This window comes from Pseudarthrobacter sp. NamE5, assembly GCF_005796225.1.
In the GTDB taxonomy this organism is placed as follows: domain Bacteria; phylum Actinomycetota; class Actinomycetes; order Actinomycetales; family Micrococcaceae; genus Arthrobacter.
Genome location: NZ_VAHO01000007.1, coordinates 157,024 through 173,815, shown reverse-complemented (window position 1 = coordinate 173,815; position 16,792 = coordinate 157,024). Strand labels below are relative to the sequence as shown.

Annotated in this window: 16 protein-coding genes; 2 read left to right on the top strand and 14 right to left on the bottom strand. The window is 65.7% G+C overall.

Translation table 11 applies throughout. The annotated features are described in order from the left end of the window. Positions 1–3: 3 nt before the first annotated feature. From FDW84_RS10920 to FDW84_RS10890, 7 genes are all read right to left on the bottom strand, one after another. Positions 4–297, bottom strand: a complete 294-nt coding sequence (locus tag FDW84_RS10920) for a YciI family protein (RefSeq protein ID WP_138609335.1) — start codon at positions 295–297, stop codon at positions 4–6. Between the two features lie 80 nt (positions 298–377). Further along, on the bottom strand, positions 378–890 hold the full coding sequence (locus FDW84_RS10915; RefSeq protein WP_138609332.1) for a hypothetical protein: 513 nt from the start codon (positions 888–890) through the stop codon (positions 378–380). A gap of 13 nt (positions 891–903) precedes the next feature. Further along, a complete protein-coding gene (locus FDW84_RS10910; RefSeq protein WP_138609330.1) occupies positions 904–1,578 on the bottom strand; it encodes a MarR family transcriptional regulator in 675 nt (224 codons plus the stop codon). Between the two features lie 111 nt (positions 1,579–1,689). After that, a complete protein-coding gene (locus FDW84_RS10905) occupies positions 1,690–3,021 on the bottom strand; it encodes a M50 family metallopeptidase (RefSeq protein ID WP_138609328.1) in 1,332 nt (443 codons plus the stop codon). An 18-nt stretch (positions 3,022–3,039) separates the two neighbouring features. Continuing rightward, positions 3,040–4,224 carry a 1-deoxy-D-xylulose-5-phosphate reductoisomerase gene (dxr, locus tag FDW84_RS10900; RefSeq protein WP_138609326.1) on the bottom strand — a complete coding sequence of 395 codons (1,185 nt, stop codon included), beginning with the start codon at positions 4,222–4,224 and terminating at the stop codon, positions 3,040–3,042. 69 nt (positions 4,225–4,293) lie between these two features. Further along, positions 4,294–5,382, bottom strand: coding sequence for an NAD(P)/FAD-dependent oxidoreductase (locus FDW84_RS10895; RefSeq protein WP_171046752.1), 1,089 nt, complete (start codon positions 5,380–5,382; stop codon positions 4,294–4,296). A 58-nt stretch (positions 5,383–5,440) separates the two neighbouring features. Then, positions 5,441–6,184, bottom strand: coding sequence for a TSUP family transporter (locus tag FDW84_RS10890; RefSeq protein ID WP_138609324.1), 744 nt, complete (start codon positions 6,182–6,184; stop codon positions 5,441–5,443). A 50-nt stretch (positions 6,185–6,234) separates the two neighbouring features. On the opposite strand from FDW84_RS10890, the gene FDW84_RS10885 reads away from it, so the two are divergent. Then, the gene (locus tag FDW84_RS10885; protein WP_138609322.1) at positions 6,235–7,707 is read left to right on the top strand and encodes a lipase maturation factor family protein; all 1,473 of its coding nucleotides are present in this window, start codon (positions 6,235–6,237) and stop codon (positions 7,705–7,707) included. Between the two features lie 51 nt (positions 7,708–7,758). Here FDW84_RS10885 and FDW84_RS10880 read toward each other — a convergent pair whose 3' ends face one another. The 7 genes from FDW84_RS10880 to FDW84_RS10850 are packed head-to-tail and all read right to left on the bottom strand — an operon-like array spanning position 7,759 to position 15,914. Further along, on the bottom strand, positions 7,759–8,598 hold the full coding sequence (locus tag FDW84_RS10880) for an HpcH/HpaI aldolase/citrate lyase family protein (protein ID WP_138609320.1): 840 nt from the start codon (positions 8,596–8,598) through the stop codon (positions 7,759–7,761). Then, a complete protein-coding gene (locus tag FDW84_RS10875; RefSeq protein WP_240721477.1) occupies positions 8,595–9,209 on the bottom strand; it encodes a MaoC family dehydratase in 615 nt (204 codons plus the stop codon). The genes FDW84_RS10880 and FDW84_RS10875 overlap by 4 nt, the downstream gene beginning before the upstream one ends. Further along, positions 9,206–9,982: a CoA transferase subunit B gene (locus FDW84_RS10870; RefSeq protein WP_138609318.1), complete on the bottom strand. Its 777-nt coding sequence runs from the start codon at positions 9,980–9,982 to the stop codon at positions 9,206–9,208. The genes FDW84_RS10875 and FDW84_RS10870 overlap by 4 nt, the downstream gene beginning before the upstream one ends. Before the next feature lie 2 nt (positions 9,983–9,984). Next, complete coding sequence (locus tag FDW84_RS10865; protein ID WP_205754743.1) at positions 9,985–10,827, bottom strand: CoA transferase subunit A; 843 nt, start codon at positions 10,825–10,827, stop codon at positions 9,985–9,987. Positions 10,828–10,862: 35 nt separating this feature from the next. Beyond that, positions 10,863–12,026: an acyl-CoA dehydrogenase family protein gene (locus FDW84_RS10860; protein WP_138609316.1), complete on the bottom strand. Its 1,164-nt coding sequence runs from the start codon at positions 12,024–12,026 to the stop codon at positions 10,863–10,865. A 2-nt stretch (positions 12,027–12,028) separates the two neighbouring features. Next, complete coding sequence (locus FDW84_RS10855; RefSeq protein WP_138609314.1) at positions 12,029–14,299, bottom strand: acetyl/propionyl/methylcrotonyl-CoA carboxylase subunit alpha; 2,271 nt, start codon at positions 14,297–14,299, stop codon at positions 12,029–12,031. Between the two features lie 7 nt (positions 14,300–14,306). After that, a complete protein-coding gene (locus FDW84_RS10850) occupies positions 14,307–15,914 on the bottom strand; it encodes a carboxyl transferase domain-containing protein (protein WP_138609312.1) in 1,608 nt (535 codons plus the stop codon). A 144-nt stretch (positions 15,915–16,058) separates the two neighbouring features. Here FDW84_RS10850 and FDW84_RS10845 point away from each other — a divergent pair, with 144 nt between their 5' ends. After that, positions 16,059–16,763, top strand: a complete 705-nt coding sequence (locus tag FDW84_RS10845) for an SACE_7040 family transcriptional regulator (RefSeq protein WP_138609310.1) — start codon at positions 16,059–16,061, stop codon at positions 16,761–16,763. The last annotated feature ends 29 nt before the right edge of the window (positions 16,764–16,792 follow it).

The following is a 16,792-nucleotide window of genomic DNA, read 5'->3' as shown; positions in this document are numbered from 1 at the left end:
GCTTCAGGCGGCGAGGCCGGCCAGCATGCCGGTTACTGGGGACCATTCGGTGATGCGCGTGCCGGCAATGACACCGGCGGCGGCGAACGGGTCCTGCTTGAGGATTGAGTTGAGGGCGGCCTCGTCGGCGGCCTTGAAGATCAGCAGCGCACCGGCACCGTCACCGTAGGGACCGCTGGCCAGGATAGCCCCGTCCTGGGCAAGGCCTGCGGTCCATTCGCGGTGCGCCGGCCGCACGGCGTTGCGTTCTTCGGCTGATTCGGCGGCATAAACGTACTCAACGGCAAAAACTGTCATACCGCTACCCTATCGCCCTGCCTGCCTTGGCACCCATCTGGCGCAGGAAGCTGCCGGGCCGGCAGCTGCGGAATGGGTTGTCAGGACAGAAACATCACCTTGACCACTGCTGCTGTTCCCGCCGCCCACAGCATGGAGGCCAGGGTCCCGATGATGAACCGTTCAGCCGCAACTGGCGTTTCCTTCAGCTCTGCGAACCTGCCCAGGCCTTTGATGGCGACAATGTAGGCGATGGCAACAGGCTGCCCGGTAAGGATGGCCAGGCATACTCCCAGCCGCTCCAGGATTCCAATGATTGCACCGCCCCGGAGGATCCGCTGGGTGGGAGCCACGGGTTCGGAGCCAGTGCTTCCCGACGGCGGCGGCTCGGCTGCCGCCGTCAGCTCGCCATCTACGCTCTGGCCGTCCGCGGGCGGAGGGTCCACCGTGACGTCCGCCGAGGGATCTTCCGCTGCCCGCCTCCTGTCTTCTGCAGCCTTCGCAGCGTCAGCCTTGTCGTCGATGGTCCTGGCCAGCCGGAACACCAGCGCGGTCACTGGCCATCCAGCGAATCCGGCAACAAGCAGTGCAGCTGCAATCCAGAGTGCGTTCACCGGTCTCCTTCCATCAGGTGCCGGCAACCTCTGAATGTGTGACTCTTGAATGCGCATAGTCCAAGAGCATGGCGGCTGCGGGCCTCGCGGCCCATTCTTCCTGCCAGCCTGACCTGAGCACCGCACGGCTCACCGATTGCTCGGTTATTCCGAGTTCCCGGGCCACCTGTTTCTGGCTGCCATGCCTGCCCTCGCCAGGGAGGGCCCGCAGCCGGTCCACTATGCGCCACTGGGCCGGGGTGCGCTGCTGCACCACACGCCCGAGCAACCGAAGCACGGCCTGGGCATTTGCACTGGCCAAGCCACCTTCGTGGCTGTGGGGCCTCGTTTCCTTTCCCCGGACCAAAGTGCCCGGGACCACTGACAACGGAACCTGCCCGGCGGCTGCCTTGGCCAGTTCCACCGCTTTGCGTGCAGCCACGAAACCGCTGCCGGACCCTTCACGCGGGCTGCCTCCTTCAGCGAGGTGCACGGCGCCGATGCCGATGCCGATATACCAGTAGCCGCTGCGCAGCGCATGAAGGGCGATGTCCACTACCTCGGCGGCGTGTTCCACTACGCCCTGCAGTTCATCACCTACAGACCGTTCGAAGGGGACGGGCGCCAAATGGCGCAGGTCGGCAATCAACCCAGGTACGCGGTCTATGTCGGAGGTGCTGCCCCGCTGGTCGATGGTGAGAACGTACATCTCCTAACCATACGGAGCTGATCCGCTGCTATCAATCGCTGACGGCTGATTTTGGAATATCAGCCGAATACGGCTTAAAAAGGCCGCTCAGTCGCAGGAGTATCCCTCCCGTCAACCGAAGAGGTTCACCGGTTTGACGATGTCGGCGTAGATAAGGAGCGCACTCATCCCCATCAGCAGCGCGGCCACCACATAGGTCACCGGCAGCAGCTTGGCAATGTCGAAGGCTCCGGGATCAGGTTTGCCGAACAGCCTGGCTACCTGACGGCGGGCGCCCTCGTACATGGCACCGGCAACGTGTCCGCCGTCCAGGGGCAGCAGCGGGATCAAGTTGAATACCGCCAGCGCGAAATTCAACCCGGCCAGCAGCCCGATCAGGGCGGCCATGCGGGACTGGACAGGAATCTCCTCCATGGCGGCCACTTCACCTGCCACCCGTCCCACTCCCACCACGCTGATGGGACCGTTGGGGTCGCGGGGCTCCTCGCTGAAGGCGGCCTTGGCCACACCCACTACCCGTGCCGGAAGGTTGAACACCACCCCTGCCACCTGCCGGATATTCTCCCCTGCCATGGGGAGGACGGACGACGCCGGCTGGGCCACCAGTTCGGTCTGCGAGCCGATTCCCAGGAAGCCGACGTCCTGGTACCGGAGGTTGCCGGCGTCATCCGTTTCCTGGCGCCCGTCCACCCCGATGACGGGCCGGGCCGACAGGACCGGGGTCACCGTGGTGGACACCTGGGCACCGTCGCGTTCAACAGTGATGGGAACCTCACGCCCCGCCGACGCCCGGATCCATTCGGTCAGCTGTTCCCAACTGGTGACGGTCTTCCCGTCGAAGGAGGTAACGGTGTCGTTGGGCTTGAGCCCGGCCGCTGCGGCAGGTGTCAGCCTGCAGTCCGCCGAGTCCGGGTCCACGGTCTCCCCTGCCGCCACCTGGCACTTGGAAACGTCGGAGATGGTGGTGGTGGCGGTGGCCATGCCGAAGCCCATGAGCAGGACAGCGGTGAGGAGCACGCCGAGGACCATGTTCATGGCGGGACCGCCGAGCATCACGATGATTTTCTTCCACACCGGAAGCCGGTAGAACACCCGGTTTTCGTCGCCCGGGCCCACTTCCTCATGCGCCATGGACCGCGCCTCGCTGGCCAGGGTCTGGAACATGCCGGTACTGGAGGGACGGACGGAACCGTCGTCCTTGTTGGGCGGGTACATTCCGATCATGGATACGTACCCGCCCAGCGGGATGGCCTTCACGCCGTACTCAATTTCGCCCTTCCGCCGGGACCAGAGGGTGGGGCCGAAACCGATCATGTACTTGGTCACGCGGACCTTGAAGAGTTTGGCCGGCACGAGGTGGCCCACTTCATGGAGCGCGATGGAGGCCGCGATGCCGACCGCTACAAAGACGACACCGAGGACAAAGAGGAGAAGGGGGGTCATTTGGCGCGCTGCTGCTTCCTAGAGACTGCTGACTGCTAAACGTTCGTGGGTGCGGGCACGTGCCCAGCCTTCAGCATCCAGGACTGACTCCACAGTCAGCCCGGAGGACCCCGAGTGTTCGCTGAGGACGTCCCCGATAGTGTCCACGATGTCGGTGAACCTGATACGCCCTGCGTGGAAGGCGGTCACCGCTTCCTCGTTGGCTGCGTTGAACACGGCGGGGAACGTGCTGCCTTGCCGTGCGGCGTCCTTGGCAAGCCCGACGGCGGGAAAGGCCTGGGTATCCAGGGGTTCGAACGTCCAGGTTGCTGCCCGCGTCCAGTCGCAGGGGTCTGCAGCCTTGGCCACCCGGTCCGGCCAGCCGAGCCCCAGGGCGATGGGGAGGCGCATGTCCGGCGGGGAGGCCTGGGCAATGCTGGACCCGTCGATGAACTGCACCATGGAGTGCACCACTGACTGCGGATGGACAACAACGTCGATCCGGTCCAGCGGCACGTCGAACAGCAGATGCGCCTCGATGACCTCCAGGCCCTTGTTCACCAGCGTGGCCGAATTGGTGGTGACCATTACGCCCATGTCCCAAGTGGGATGGGCCAGGGCTTCCTGCGGACTCACCCCGTGCAGTTCATCCTTGCTCCTTCCGCGGAAAGGACCGCCTGATGCTGTGAGGATCAGTTTTTCCACTTCCGCCGCGGAACCTGAACGCAGGCACTGGGCGATGGCGGAGTGCTCGGAATCCACGGGCACGATCTGGCCTTCCCGGGCTGCGGCCTTCACCAGTGATCCGCCCACAATAAGGGATTCCTTGTTGGCCAGTGCCAGGGTGGCCCCGGACTTCAGCGCGGCCAGGGTGGGGGCAAGGCCGATGGAGCCGGTGATTCCATTGAGCACCACGTCAGCTTCAATCCCGGCGATCCTCGTCGCGGCGTCCGGTCCGGCGATAATGTCCGGCCGGTATCCGTCCTTCCCCGCTGCAGCGGCTGCCTCGCCAATCAGCGTTGACAGCTTTCCGGGGTCACCGCCCGCAATGCCGACCACAGCGGCCCCGGTGTGAACAGCCTGGCGGGCCAGAAGCTCCAGGTTGCCTCCTCCGGCGCTAAGTGCCACCACTTCGAAAAGGTGCGGGGCGCCGTCGACGACGTCAATCGCCTGGGTGCCGATGGAACCGGTGGATCCGAGGAGGACGATTCTGCGTGGCTGCATTGGTTAAGTATCCCGCACAGTACAGGCCGGGAAATGCCGCGAAGCACGGGCGGACATCGGGCAGCCTGCTCAGGATTGTCCGAGCTGCGATTCCGGCCGCAGGACAGCAGGGACGACGCCGGACAGCGCCGTTTCCGCCAGCGCCTCCCCCAGTGCCGGCGCCTGTTTAAAGAGGTTGTGGCCGGCTACGGCGCTGATCTTCCCCGTGGACCAGATACCTACGCCGTCATCGCCCCAAGGCAGCCGTGTCACCCAGCAGTGGACGTAGTCAAGCGGTTCAGGATCAAGGCCCGGCAGCGCCTGCCGGACATACGCGGAAGCACGGGCACAAAGCACATCGAGGGAGGTGGGGTCGACCAGGCTCCCGTCCTGGTGCACTTCGGTTGTTTCGCTCAGGCCCACGGCGTAGCGCCGGTTATCTGCTGAGGGTGCCGCATAAACACCTGTTTCCGCGAAAACCCCGCTGGCGTCCTGGAACGTCGGCAGGGGAGCTTTCACGTCTGCCCGCACGCGGAACGTCACGCGGGCGTGGGCGGCAAGCTCCACAGTGATGTCCAGCCCCGCACCCCGGGCCAAGCCTGCCGTGCCGCGCCCGGCACAGAGGACCACATGGTCGAACCGGTCGAGGCGGGTCCCGGTTCGCACCTCCACATCTCCGGCGGCGGCGTGCCGGACGGCCAGCACGTGCTCCGCCACCAGCGCGTCTTTCAGTTTCCCGGTCAGCGCGCTGAAGGCGGCGCGGGTGCGGATGGCACCGCCGTCTGCATCGACCATGGCCTTGCCCCGGAAATCCGCGAGGATGGGCAGCCTGGCGGCGAGTTGGGCCGGGGCCAGCATCTCCGCGGGAATTTCCGGCAACTGGCTGAGAACACGGAGTTTGTCCTCTACGCTGTCCCCGATGGCTACCGCTCCGGCACCGGACACCAGCTCCACGCCGAACTCTGCCTCCCAGTTTCGCCAGAGCCTGCGGCTGCGACTCACAAACGAGGCCAGCCGGACGTCATCGTGGGCGTGCCTGAAAATCCTCGACTCCCCTGCTGACTGTCCTGATCCCGGGGGTCCGGGCTCAAAGACGAGTACCTCCGCGCCTGCCTTGCGAAGAGCATGGGCCGTGGACAGCCCGACAATGCCTGCACCTACCACCGCAACACGTGTCATAGGTCCAGCAAACCATGGTCATGGGCCCCGCCGGGAACCGCTGGTCCGTGGGTACGGCTCAGGCTGCGGCCAGCTCCAGCAGGCCTTTGCCCAGGGTGGCGACGGCTCCGAGGTATGCGATGACGGTGACGATGCGCCGCGCAGCCGCCGGTTGAACCCGGCCGGACAGCAGGTCGCCGGCCACGATCCCTGCGATCATCGCCGCGAGGATGGCAAGCCACTGCCAGCCCTCCAACCCCGGAACGTGTCCGCCGGAGAGCACGTATTTGCTGATCAGCGAGGTGAAACCGGTGGTGATGAAGTATGGCTGGAGGGTGGCGCTGAAGCTCTTCTGGTCCCAGCGCGAGGCTATGGCGTAAGCCGTGATGGCCGGGCCGCCGACACCCGCGGCGGCGTTCATGAGGCCGCTTGAAAAGCCCAGGGAGACCATGGGAACGGGCCCGCTGGCCCGCCAGCTGCTGCGGGTCAGCCGCTGGGAGGCGAGCAGCGCGATGATCAGCAGGAGGCCGATGCAGATTTCCAGCGGCGCTTCCGGCACGTTGCTGGCCAGCCAGGCGCCCGGCAGGACGCCGGCAAGGGCGGCCAGGGCAAGGCCGAAATACTTCTTCCAGGCCACGTGCCGCCAGACCCTGGAAAGGATGAGGAGGGATGACGAGGCGCCGCAGAGGTTGATGATCATCACGCCGTCGAATGGGCCAAGGAGCACCACCAGCACCGGCGAGACGAGCAGTCCGAAGCCGAGTCCTGCAATCCGCTGGGCCAGCGCACCTGCAACAACGGCCGCGAGCACCAGTACAAACATCCCTCGATCCTAGTGGCAGGCGCGCTGACCCCGAGCGTAACGTGGATTCCATGGAGTGGCTCTCCTGGTTTGATGCGCCGGAATACGAATTCGCCCGGCAGGTGCTGCAGCGGGGGGTGGCAGCACTGTTCTTTGTTGCGTTCCTGTCCTCGCTGAACCAGTTCCCCGCACTGCTGGGTGAACGGGGCCTGCTTCCGGTGCCCGAGTACCTCTCGGGGTTCAGCCGCCTGCGCCGCCCTACGCTGTTCCGTTGGCGGTACTCGGACCGGCTGCTCCGGTGGGTTTGCGCCGTGGGGCTCATGGTATCGGCGCTGCTGGTGGCCGGCATCCCGCAGCAGGGACCGCCGTGGGTTCCGCTCATTGCGTTCCTGGTTTTGTGGCTGCTGTACATGTCCATCGTGAACGTGGGCCAGACGTTCTACGGTTTCGGCTGGGAAATGCTCCTCCTGGAAGCCGGGTTCACGGTCGCTTTCCTGGGCTCGGACCAGACTGATCCGCCGCGGACCATCCTGATCCTGATCGTGTGGCTGGTGTTCCGGCTCGAATTCGGCGCGGGGATGATCAAGATCCGCGGCGGGCGGGAATGGCGAGACCTCACCGCCCTGTTCTACCACCATGAAACCCAGCCGATGCCAGGGCCCCTGAGCCGGCAGGCGCACCTCCTGCCGAAGCCGCTGCACAAGATCGAGGTGCTCGGAAACCACTTCGCCCAGCTGGTGGTGCCCTTCTTCCTGTTCGCGCCCCAGCCGGTTGCCAGCATTGCGGCAGGCATCGTCATCGTCACCCAACTGTGGCTGGTGGCCTCCGGAAACTTTGCCTGGCTGAACTGGATCGCCATCGTCCTCGCGTTCGCCGCGGTCAGCGATCCGGTGGCCCATGCCTTGTTGCCCGCGATCCCCCTGGACTGGCACGGCGCGGCCGGCGCTGACCGGGAGACCCCGTTGTGGTGGCTTGCCATAACGCTGGCGGCCACCCTGCTGCTGGTGGTCCTGAGCTATTGGCCCCTGCGCAACCTCTTCTCCAGCCGCCAGCTCATGAATGCCAGCTTCAACCGCTGGCAGCTGGTCAATACCTACGGTGCGTTCGGTACGGTCACGAAGCAGCGGATTGAGATCGTGGTGGAAGGGACCCTCGACGACGAACCGGACGAATCCTCCGAGTGGCGGGAGTATGGCTTCAAGGGCAAGCCGGGCGACATCCGCAGGATGCCCCGCCAATGGGCGCCCTACCATCTCCGGCTGGACTGGCTGATGTGGTTCCTGCCGCTCAGGACCGTCCATGAGGAGTGGTTTTATGCGTTCCTCGGCAAGCTACTGGAGGCAGACCGCCAAACGCTGCGGCTCCTCCGTCGTGACCCGTTCGACGGCGCCCCGCCGCGTTGGGTGCGCGTCCGCAGCTACCGTTACCGGTTCGCCACCCGGAAGGAGTTCCGGGAAACCGGGGACCGGTGGGTGCGGACGCTGCTGTACGAGCCCATCCCCCCGCTCTCCCTCCGGCGGTCCCCCGGCCGCCGGGGTTATTAGTCCAGCAGCAAGGGCTGCAGTTCCGCCAACAAGGGCTGGCTCCAGTAGAAGCTAGACGTGCTCCCCTGCCCGGCGGATAACGGCCTCTGCATGCTTGAGGATGGGCCCGTCGATCATTTTCCCGTTGTACTGGAAGACGCCTGAACCGGCAGCAGATGCCGCCCGCAGCAGCGCGGCAGCCGCGGCCACTTCTGCTTCCGACGGTGCATAAGCGCCCCGCACCACGGCTGCCTGGCTTGGGTGGATGCAGGCTTTGGAGCTGAACCCTGAAGCCACTGCATCTGCGGCTTCGGCGGCCAGGCCCGCAAGGTCGGGAATGTCCACGTAGACGGCGTCGATTGCCTCTTTGCCGAAGGCGCGGGCGGCCAACAGCACGGACGAGCGGGCATGCAGTGCAACGTCGCGGTAGCCGCTGCCGTCTTTCCTGCTGGACGTTCCGCCGAGCGTTGCCAGCAGGTCCTCTGCGCCCCACATCAGTGCGACCACATTGGGGGCTGCAGCGATCGCGGGGGCGTTGAGCACTCCCAGCGCCGTTTCACACAGGGCGATTACGTGGTAGCCCTCCAGGGCTTCCAGTTGCCCGGCGGTCTCCGCTTTCGCCAGCATGACTGTCCGGTAGGGGGTGTGCATTAGGCAGTGCAGGTCCTTCTCAAACTCCTCGGTCCCTGCCGGGTTGACCCTGACGATGGTCCGCGTTGGTTCCAGCTCCGGCACGTCACCGACGGCTCCCACCTGGGCGAGGATGGCACCACGGGCACGCTGCTTGTCCCCGGGCGCCACCGCATCCTCAAGGTCCAGGATGACGGCGTCCGCGCGGGTGGCGGCCTTCTGGTAGCGCTCCGGCCTGTCGGCAGGGCAGAACAGCAGGGCGGGCCCCATCACAAAACTCATACCGGCATTGTCTCCTGTCCGCTCCCGTGGCCACCGTCAGATTCATTCCCGTTGGATTGTCTTCCGTCAGGTTGGCCATCACCACGCTGTCCACCATCACGTTGCCTTGAATGCGCTTCGCGCGTCCACATCAGGCAGCTCCGCTTGGCCAGTGCCACTACTGTGCCGTCCTGGTTGCGGCCAGTGTGCTCCATGGTGACGATTCCCTGCCCGGGCCGGGAGCCCGAGAGCCGTTTTCCGCTGATTACCGTCTCGGTGTAAAGGGTGTCGCCGTGGTAGAGCGGATGCGGGAAGGAGACGTCGGTGAGGCCCAACTGGGCGATGATGGTGCCCTGGGTGAGCTGGGACACGGACTGGCCAACCATCGTCGCCAAGGTGAACATGGAATTCATGAGCCTTTGCCCGAAAGGCTGGCCTGCGCTCCAGTTGGCATCCAGGTGCAGCGCCTGGGTATTCATGGTGAGCGTGGTGAACAGGACGTTGTCCGCCTCGGTAACGGTACGGCCGGGACGGTGGGCGTAGGTGACGCCCTCCTCCAGCTCCTCGAAGTACAGCCCGCGCTGCTCGATGACGTGTGCCCCGCCGTCGTCCTTGATGCCCGCATCGGTCATACGGTCAGTTCCCGGTCTTCCTCGAACAGCTCGGCGCCGGTCGCGGCCGCCACTTCTTCAACCGACACGTTGGGCGCCAGCTCCCGCAGCACCAGCCTGGACCCTGTCTCGTCGGCAACGACGTCGATGACGGCGAGGTCGGTAATGATCCGGTCCACGCAGCCCTTCCCGGTAAGCGGCAGGGAACACTGCTGGACGATCTTCGGATTGCCGTTACGGTCCACGTGCTCCATCATCACGATCACCTTCTTGGCTCCGAACACCAGGTCCATGGCACCGCCCATGCCCTTGATCATCTTGCCCGGAATCATCCAGTTGGCCAGGTCGCCGTTGGCCGCCACCTCCATGGCACCCAGGACGGCGACGTCCACGTGGCCGCCCCGGATCATTCCGAAGGAGGCAGCCGAGTCGAAGAACGCCGCCCCCTTGTTGACCGTGACGGTCTCCTTGCCGGCGTTGATCAGGTCGGGATCGACGGCGTCCTCCGCCGGATAAGGTCCGACACCGAGGATCCCGTTTTCCGAATGCAGCACCACTTCCACGCCGGCCGGGATGTAGTTGGGGATCAGCGTGGGCATGCCGATACCGAGGTTAACGTACTGGCCGTTGCTGAGCTCCGTCGCCACCCTGGCCGCCAGCTCGTTGCGCGTCCAGCCCCTGACGGCGGCGGGGTCGGTTGAATTTCCGGAGCCTGCGTGCTGCTGGCCTGCTGCCCGCCGGTACTCGGGCCGGACGGCTTCGGGGCGCGGGGCTTCAGGGCTGTTCGGGTCCATGGCTATGCTCCTGCCTGCTGGTTGCTGCCTGCTCCTGTGGGGGCTTCTGTGGCGGCTCCTGCGCCTGCTCCTCCGGCGGTGGGCAGGACACCGGCCGCAAGGGCAACGGTGCGCTTTTCGATCCGCTTTTCCGCGCTCGCCGACAGCACCACCCGTTGGACGAAGATGCCTGGGGTGTGGATGTGCTCCGGGTCCAGCTCTCCCGGCTCCACCAGCTCCTCCACCTCGGCGATGGTGATCCGGCCCGCCATGGCACACAGCGGGTTGAAGTTCATGGCGGTGGCATGGAAAACCAGGTTGCCGTGCCGGTCTCCCTTCCACGCATGGACCAGGCCGAAATCCGGCGTCAGGGACTCCTCGAGCACGTAGTCCACGCCGCCGAAGGAACGCACTTCCTTCGGCGCAGAGGCAATGGCAATGGTGCCGTTGGCGTCGTACTTCTGCGGCAGGCCGCCGTCGGACACCTGCGTGCCAACCCCCGCCTTGGTGTAGAACGCGGGGATGCCGGCGCCGCCGGCGCGCAGCTTCTCCGCCAACGTGCCCTGCGGGGTGAGCACCACCTCGAGCTCGCCGGCGAGGTACTGCCGGGCGAATTCCTTGTTTTCACCCACGTAAGAGCTGATGGTCCGGCGGATCCGGCCATCGCGGAGCAGGATGCCCAGGCCCCAGTCGTCCACGCCGCAGTTGTTGCTGACCGTTTCCAGCTCCGACGTTCCTGCTGCATGCAGCGCGTCAATGAGGGTCACCGGAATTCCACAAAGACCGAACCCGCCCACGGCCAGGGAAGCTCCGTCCGGAATGTCTGCTACGGCTTCCTCAGCGCTGGCAACAACCTTGTCAATCATCAGTGATCCTCTCAGGCCGGCTAAAGTCCCGTTTACTACAGACCCAGTTCGCGGGCGATCAGCATCAGCTGGACCTCCGTGGTGCCCTCCCCCACTTCAAGGATCTTGGAGTCGCGGTAGTGGCGTGCCACGGTGAACTCGTTGATGAAGCCATAGCCGCCAAATACCTGGGTGGCATCCCGCGCGTTGTCCATGGCCGCCTCGCCTGCGACCATCTTAGCGATGGCTGCCTGGGTCTTGAACGGCCTGCCGGCAAGCATGCGGAACGCCGCATCGTAGTAGGCAAGGCGGGCAGTGTGGGCCCGGGCCTCCATCCGTGCGATCTTGAACGAGATGGCCTGGTACTTGCCGATCTGGTGGCCGAAGGCGCTGCGCTCCTTGGCATACCTGACCGAGAGATCCACGCAACCCTGGGCTGCTCCAGTGGCCAGTGCTGCGATGGCGATCCGCCCCTCATCCAGGATGGAGAGGAAGTTCGCGTAACCGCGGCCCTCCACCCCCAGCAGGTTCGCTTCCGGGACGCGGACGTCCTTGAGCGTCAGCGGGTGCGTGTCCGACGCGTTCCAGCCCACCTTGTTGTACGGTTTTTCCGCCCGGAAGCCGGGCGTGTCGGTGGGCACCAGGATGGTGGAGATTTCCTTCTGCAGGGTTCCATCAGCCCGTTCCTTCTGGCCGGTGACTGCCGTGACGGTGACCAGGCGGGTGATGTCCGTTCCGGAGTTGGTGATGAACTCCTTGTTCCCGTTGATCACCCAGTTCCCGCCGTCCCGCCGCGCCGTGGTCTTGGTTCCGCCCGCGTCCGATCCTGCCTCAGGTTCAGTCAGACCGAAGCCGGCCAGCGCCTCGCCGGACGCCAGCATAGGCAGCCACTCCTGCTTTTGGGCATCTGTGCCGAAGCGATGGATGGGCATGGCACCCAGGGAGACCCCTGCTTCAAGGGTGATGGCAACCGACTGGTCCACCCGGCCCAGCTGCTCCAAAGCCAGGGCCAGGGCGAAGTAGTCCCCGCCCATCCCGCCGAACTCCTCCGGGAAGGGCAGTCCAAAAAGTCCCAGCTCCCCCATTTGCTTGACAACCCCGTACGGGAAGCTGTGCTCCTCGTCGTGCTTGGCAGAGACCGGCGCCACCACATTGTCCGCAAAATCCCGGACGGTGTCGCTGAGGTCCTGGTATTCTTCGCTGAGTTCAAAACCAGCCATGTCTAGGCTCCTTCGCCGTTGGGTATGCCTGCGGTGTGCGCGCTGCCTGCGGGGTGGATGCTGGCCAGCACCTGATCTGCCTTGACCAGGTCCCCGGGCCGGACGACCAGGTGCACTGTTCCCTCCAGCGGAGCCAGCAGCTGGTGCTCCATCTTCATGGCCTCGACCGACACGAGCAGATCGCCGGCCGCCACAGTGTCGCCGTCACTGACCGGCACCGACACGACGGTTCCGGGCATGGGTGACCGCACGGCAGGATCGGCTGCGCCCTCCTCCCGCTGGAGGGCCGCCAGGACCCGTTCCAGCCGTGCTTCGCGGGTGAGGATCTCCAGTCGGCAGGACCAGCCGCCGTTTCCGAGGGACAGCCGGGAGGGTGCCCCCGGCACGGGGTTGTCCCAGGCTGGAGTGACCGGTCCGGTGAAGACCGGTGCCAGCTGGTAGGTCCGGCTCCTGCCATCGAGGTGTAGTTCAAGGCTGTGGCGGCTGGACATTTGCAGGGCAGCCGTGCGCTGCGGCCGGCCGTTGACGCTCACCAGGACCGTCTCTCCCACGCCGGGACTTCCGCCCACCGCAACGGTTGCCACCCCGCCGTCGGATGTTCCCACGCTGACCCGGCGGGGTGCGGGAACCCCCAACCGCCAGCCATCCCGGCGGTGCCATGGGCCGGCCCCGGCGGCAGGCCGGTTCTGTTCCTCCATGGCACAGGCGTAGAGGGCGGCGGCCACCAGCTCGAAGTCGTCCACCTCCCGGAAGGCCAGGCCCGGCAGCTTCCGCTCTATGAGGCCGGTGTCAAGATGCCCTGCGAGGACATCGGAATCGTTGATCAGCAGGCGCAGGTACTCCACGTTGGTGTCAACGCCCAGCGCGGTATAGCCAGCCAGCGCCTGGTCAAGGATCGAGAGTGCCTCCGCGCGGTTCGCACCCCACGCAATGACCTTCGAGATCATCGGATCGTAGTTTGAGGAAATGGCCCAGCCCTCGAGCAGCGAAGAGTCCACCCGCACCCGGCCCCCCAGTGCCCTTGTTTCATTTCCTGCCGGGGCGCCGGGGCGCTGCCGTGGGCCCGGCAGTTCCTCCAGCAGGAGCACCGTTCCAGCGGACGGCAGGAAGTTCTTTTGGGGGACTTCCGCGTATACGCGCGCTTCCACGGCGTGGCCGTTAAGTCCGACGTCGGCCTGCTGCACCGTGAGTTCCTCGCCGGCGGCGATGCGAACCTGCCATTCGACAAGGTCGACACCGGTGACCATTTCGGTAACGGGGTGCTCCACTTGCAGCCGGGTGTTCATCTCCATGAAGTAGAACTGGTCCGGAGCGTCATCGGAAACCAGGAACTCCACGGTTCCCGCGCCGCTGTAATTCACGCTGCGGGCTGCATTGCAGGCGGCTTCGCCGATGCGGGCACGGATGGCAGCGCCGTCCGGAAGCCCTTCCAGCAGGGGCGAGGGTGCCTCCTCGATGACTTTCTGGTGCCGCCTTTGCAGGGAGCACTCACGCTCCCCCAAGTGGATGACGTTGCCATAATTGTCCGCAAGGACCTGCACCTCGATGTGCCGCGGCGTGGAGACGAGACGCTCCAGGAACAGGGTGTCGTCGCCGAACGCGCCTGCCGCCACCCGTCGCGCCGTCCCCAGCGCAGCCTGGAGGTCCTCAGGGCGCTCCACGACGTGCATGCCCTTGCCGCCGCCACCGGCGGACGGTTTGATCAGCAGCGGAAATCCCACCTCCACTGCGGCCTGGACCAGCTGTTCATCTGCCATGCCGGGCTCGGCAACACCGGGCACCACGGGTACCCCGTATTGCGCCACGTGGTTCTTGGACCGGATCTTGTCGCCCATCACGTTCAGAGCCTCAACTCCGGGGCCAATGAAAACGATCCCTGCTTTCTGCAGGGCCCGGGCGAATTCCGCGTTTTCGCTGAGGAAGCCGTAGCCCGGGTGCACAGCCTCCGCCCCGGTGCTGTGGCAGGCCTCCACGATGGCCCGGATCTTCAGGTAGCTTTCGGTTGCGGCAGCGGGGCCGATGCGGACGGCCACGTCTGCTTCGCGCACGTGGCGCGCCCCGGCGTCGGCATCGCTGTAAACGGCTACGGACCTGATGCCCAGTGAGCGGAGCGTGCGGATGACGCGGCAGGCGATCTCACCGCGGTTGGCCACCAGGACGGTGCTGAACAGTGGCGCCGTGCCAGTGGACATGTCAGTGGAGGTGGCGGTGGTGGCAGGGCCTGCAGCGGCTGGGCCGGTGCCGGTCATGCTGGTCAAAGAAGGTGTGGTCATCGCCGGCTCACATCCTGAAGAGGCCGAAGGAGGTCTCCGGCAACGCGGCGCGGGACACGACGTCCAACGCGAGGCCGAGGACAGTGCGGGTGTCCGCTGGATCAATAACACCGTCATCCCACAACCGTGCCGTGGAGTAGTACGGGCTGCCCTGGTCCTCATACTGCTGGCGGATGGGCGCCTTGAACGCTTCCTCGTCTTCGGCGGCCCACTCCTGGCCGGCAGCTTCATACTGTTCCCGTTTTACGGTGGCCAGGACGCTGGAGGCCTGGTTGCCGCCCATCACCGAGATCCGGGCTGCGGGCCACATCCACAGGAAACGCGGCGAGTAGGCGCGTCCGCACATGGAGTAGTTGCCCGCGCCGAAGGATCCGCCGATCACCACTGTCAGCTTGGGCACCCGGGCGGTGGCAACGGCGGTGACCATCTTGGCTCCGTTCTTGGCGATGCCACCCTGTTCCGAGTCCCTGCCCACCATGAACCCGGAAATGTTCTGCAGGAAGACCAGCGGGATCCCGCGCTGGTCGCACAGCTCGATGAAGTGCGCGCCTTTGAGGGAGGACTCGCTGAAAAGGACGCCGTTGTTGGCCACAATGCCCACAGGGTGCCCGTGCAGCGCCGCGAAGCCGGTCACCAGAGTGGTGCCGTACTCCTTCTTGAATTCGTGGAAGCGGCTGCCGTCCACCAGCCGGGCTATCACTTCATGCACGTCATAGGGGGCGTTGACGTCTGTTGGCACGGCCCCGTACAGCTCCGCAGGATCGGCGCAAGGTTCGACGGCGGGCTGCACCTTCCAGGCGGGCGGTGCCGGCGGCGGCAGCGTGGCCACGATGTCCCGGATGATCTGGAGGGCGTGGTCGTCATTCTCAGCGAGGTGGTCCGTGACGCCGGAGATCCGCGAATGCACCTCGCCGCCGCCGAGCTCCTCGGGAGTTACGATCTCGCCGATCGCGGCTTTCACCAGGGGCGGCCCGCCCAGGAAGATGGTGCCCTGGTTGCGGACGATGACGGTTTCATCGCTCATCGCGGGGACATAGGCGCCGCCGGCGGTGCAGGAGCCCATCACCGAGGCGACCTGTGGAATCTTGGCCGCGGAGAGCCGGGCCTGGTTGTAGAAGATTCGGCCGAAGTGGTCCCGGTCCGGAAAGACCTCGTCCTGTTTGGGCAGGAATGCGCCGCCTGAGTCCACCAGGTAAATACAGGGCAGCCGGTTTTCAAGGGCGATCTCCTGGGCCCGCAGGTGCTTCTTGACCGTCAGGGGATAGTAGGTTCCGCCCTTGACCGTGGCGTCGTTGGAAATCACCAGCACGTGGCGGCCGTGGACCAGGCCGATACCGGCAATGACGCCGGCGCCGGGGGCCTCATTGTTGTACATCCCGTTAGCGGCCAGCGGCGCGATTTCCAGGAAGGGGCTGCCGTCGTCGAGCAACTGGTCGATGCGCTCGCGGGGCAGGAGCTTCCCTCTCGCCACATGCCGCTGCCTGGATTTCTCCGGACCGCCCAGGGCAGCATCCGCCAGCCTTTTCCGCAGCTCCTCCGTCAACAGCAGCTGCGCTTCACGGTTGCCCGCGAACGCCCTGCCGGCGGGGTCGATCCGGCTGACAAGGATCTCCATCGACGCTTCCTGTTCCTGTTTGACCTGGCCGGCGGGAACCGACTCGGTTAGTGACCGATAACTGAAATTCAGGTTAGTCCCGATTAACTGTGATGTCCAACACAGCAGGTGCCTTGCTAGACTTCACGGGTCCGAGGAGGAATTGTGCCAAGCACCGAAGCAGCGCCTGCCGGTAATTCAACACCGGCTGGTACTCAAACACCGGCTGGTGGTTCAACACAGCGCAGCAGGGCGAAGGAGAACCGCCGCCAGGCCCTGCTCGCTGCTGCCGCTTCGCTTTTCGCGGTGCACGGCTTCAACCGCGTCTCCCTTGAGGACCTGGGCGCCGCCGCCGGGGTCAGCGGCCCGGCCGTCTACCGGCATTTCCCCGGCAAGCAGGCTGTGCTCGCGGACCTGCTGGTGACCGTCAGCCAGGATTTGCTGGACGGGGGACGCCAGGTGGTGGCCGAGAATAACGATCCGTTGATGGCCCTGCGGCGCCTGGTGGAATTCCACGTCGACTTCGCCTTGGGCAAACCGGACGTCATTCGGGTCCAGGACCGGGATTTCAGCAGCCTTTCGGAACACGACCAGTCCGCGGTGCGGGCCTTGCAGCGCAGTTACGTGGAGGTCTGGGTGCAGGTCCTTGCCAGGCTTCATCCGGGAACAGGCGACACGGAGCTCCGGATGCGGGCCCACGCCACGTTCGGGCTGATCAACTCCACCCCGCACTCGGTGCGCAGCCACGGCCGGAAGATAACCCCGGGAGCAGCCCGGCCGCTGCTCGAAAGCATGGCCCTGGCGGCGCTGCTGGTAGGCACGGAACCCTCCCCCGAAGCGCGGAGTTTTGGTCCAGGTATGCAGGGATAACCCTGCATACGTGGACAAAAACGCGGATG